4 protein-coding genes are annotated in these 2,404 nt (G+C 48.8%); all 4 read right to left on the reverse strand.

Annotated elements, in window-relative coordinates:
* Positions 1-311: 311 nt before the first annotated feature.
* Positions 312-644 (reverse strand): DUF6488 family protein, encoded by a 333-nt coding sequence (locus I9W95_RS05195; RefSeq protein WP_225672563.1) that lies wholly within the window; start codon positions 642-644, stop codon positions 312-314.
* Between the two features lie 28 nt (positions 645-672).
* Complete coding sequence (locus tag I9W95_RS05200) at positions 673-1,194, reverse strand: hypothetical protein (RefSeq protein ID WP_225672565.1); 522 nt, start codon at positions 1,192-1,194, stop codon at positions 673-675.
* A 10-nt stretch (positions 1,195-1,204) separates the two neighbouring features.
* Positions 1,205-1,891: a HupE/UreJ family protein gene (locus tag I9W95_RS05205; RefSeq protein WP_225672568.1), complete on the reverse strand. Its 687-nt coding sequence runs from the start codon at positions 1,889-1,891 to the stop codon at positions 1,205-1,207.
* The coding region (locus I9W95_RS05210; RefSeq protein ID WP_225672570.1) for an efflux RND transporter permease subunit at positions 1,888-2,404 on the reverse strand (517 nt) is incomplete at its 5' end. The genes I9W95_RS05210 and I9W95_RS05205, both read right to left, overlap by 4 nt.

Here is a 2,404-nt window from a genome sequence, read left to right on the forward strand (position 1 = left end):
TTGGTCCAATTGCATACCCACGATGGCATCCTTTTAAAAAGGTTACTCAGTCGTGGGCAGTTACACAATTTGGTTTACAGGCTCACGTGCAATGTTATTCGGCGTCGTTAATCCCGCTAGTACAGCTTTGCTTGCAGTATCAGGGCTATCGTTCTTGCTGCTCTTTTAATTGTGTAATGATCACAAGGATCATGGCATAAAAAATGGGTAGGTGTAGTTATCGGACTTCTTTATTTTGATTGGTATCTCCCGGTCGCGCCGTTCCTTCGCTATTGGTTTCGCAGGAACGGCATTCAAGCAGTCCAATCTGATCAGAACGGATAAATTTTTGACACGTCAGAAATGCTGCCATCCAGAAGAACTTTTACATACACCTTTTCATCAGAACCGGATTTTGTAACTTCGACAATATAGAAACCAGCCCCCTTTTCCTTCAGGACAATCTGATCTTTACCAATGCTCTGCCAACTGGTATCCAGTTGACCAGCTGTATAGCCATAGTCTCTCAGGGTCATCTTCTGCACTACGCGGGCTGCCAGACCCATGGCGCCTCGCTCATCAAGCACGCCGTGGTCGCCATGAGCATATGTCGTTCCACTGAATGCGGACAGTGTCAGTGCAGCGGTTAAAAGTAACGCTTTCATATTGTAACTCCTGTTACTTGTTAGCGATTTACATCGCATGAGGATTTTCGTACTGACCTTCAAAAAATAGCTGAATGGTGATGTCTTGTTGACCATCGTTGCGGAAATACCAGCCATGGGTTCCCGCAAACGGCGCCGTAAAACTGCCTTTCATTTCACTGGTTGTGGCAATGACATAACTTTTAAAGTAGCCACTGGGATCGTTAAAGGGTTCGCCGTGAGTATCAACATAAATACTGGCACCATCAGTGATCCATTCAAAATCAACCTGACCGCCTTCTGCCACTTCCAGTTTGAACTCTTTACCGCTGCCAGCCGGGATAACCAGGGTGGTCAAACCATCCATATTCGCTAAGTTACTCAGGGCTGACGGTGCTTCATTCAGTTTCTCCGGTGACAGCGCGGTTAAGCCCAGCTGAGTACCAATGCCGGTCGGATCTATATTGTATTCCGCTGGCATAATGACGATAACCAGCGTAAGCAGTCCAGTCGCAAATGCGGCCAGTGTGGCCAGCCAGAGCTGTTTGGCCGGAATATGTGCGTAAGTCATTTCCTTCTCCTCAGGAATTAAAATAGCCAGTCAACTGGTAGCCGGTGAGCATGATGCCCGACGCCATCAGCAGCGTATTGGTCAGTACGGCGAAACGGCTGAAGGTTGCTGAATGGCGCCATGCCGAGATCAGTATCAGGATGATGCCCAGTGCAGCAAACTGTCCGATCTCGACGCCGATATTAAAGGCAACCAGATTGGTCAGCAGGCCGTCTTCGGGAATATGAAATTCCTGTAATTTGGTCGCCAGACCAAAACCATGAAACAAGCCAAAAATCAGTACGGCGTAGCGTGTATCTGGCTGAACTCCCAATACCCTTTTAAAGCCACCCAGGTTATCGAAACCTTTGTACACCACTGAAAGGCCGATGATGGCATCAATCAGGTAAGCGTTAACCTGAATATTGGCCAGAACGCCCGACATCAGGGTAATGCTGTGTCCCAGAGTAAAGAGACTGACGTAGAGGAGAACTTCCCGGCTACGGAACAGAAAGAAGATTACTCCCAGCAGGAACAGCAGGTGATCGTATCCTGTGATCATGTGCTTGGCGCCGATATACAGGAAAGGGACGAACTGCACGCCGGTATTCTGTTGCAGAAATGTGCGGGTATTGTCATCAACGCCATGGGCCACAGCGAAGGACGCTGTGGTTAACATGGCGAGTAAAAGTACAAGACGTGTTATAGACAATTTCATGCATTTCCTCGTTTTTCACTACGATGAACCAGGCGGTACAGCGCCGGAATCACAAACAAGGTCAGAATCGTAGAAGAAATAACACCACCAATCACGACGGTTGCCAGTGGTCGTTGTACTTCTGAGCCGATACCTGTGTTCAGTGCCATCGGGACAAAACCCAGTGACGCTACCAGTGCGGTAGTAATCACCGGACGCAGACGGGTCAGCGCACCTTCAAAGATAGCCTGTTCAAGACTTTGGCCAGAGCGCTGTAATTCCCGGATAAATGACACCATCACCAATGCGTTAAGGATGGCGATACCCGACAACGCAATAAAACCCACTGCTGCAGAAATTGAGAAAGGAATATCACGCAGCGTCAGCGCCAGTACGCCACCGGTTAAGGCCAGTGGCACACCGGTAAAAATGACCAGTGCATCGCGCACGGAATTCAGTGCCAACACCAGCAAACCTACAATCAGCACGAGTGTTAGTGGCACAACAATCATCAGTCTTTGTGACGCGGACTGC

It is taken from the genome of Thalassolituus marinus (assembly GCF_020320395.1).
Lineage (GTDB): Bacteria > Pseudomonadota > Gammaproteobacteria > Pseudomonadales > Oceanobacteraceae > Venatoribacter > Venatoribacter marinus.

Excerpts from the sequence above, each read along its gene's own strand:
- I9W95_RS05195 (WP_225672563.1), bottom strand. The coding sequence starts at position 644 with ATGAAAGCGTTACTTTTAACCGCTGCACTGACACTGTCCGCATTCAGT.
- I9W95_RS05200 (WP_225672565.1), bottom strand. The coding sequence starts at position 1,194 with ATGACTTACGCACATATTCCGGCCAAACAGCTCTGGCTGGCCACACTG.
- I9W95_RS05205 (WP_225672568.1), bottom strand. The coding sequence starts at position 1,891 with ATGAAATTGTCTATAACACGTCTTGTACTTTTACTCGCCATGTTAACC.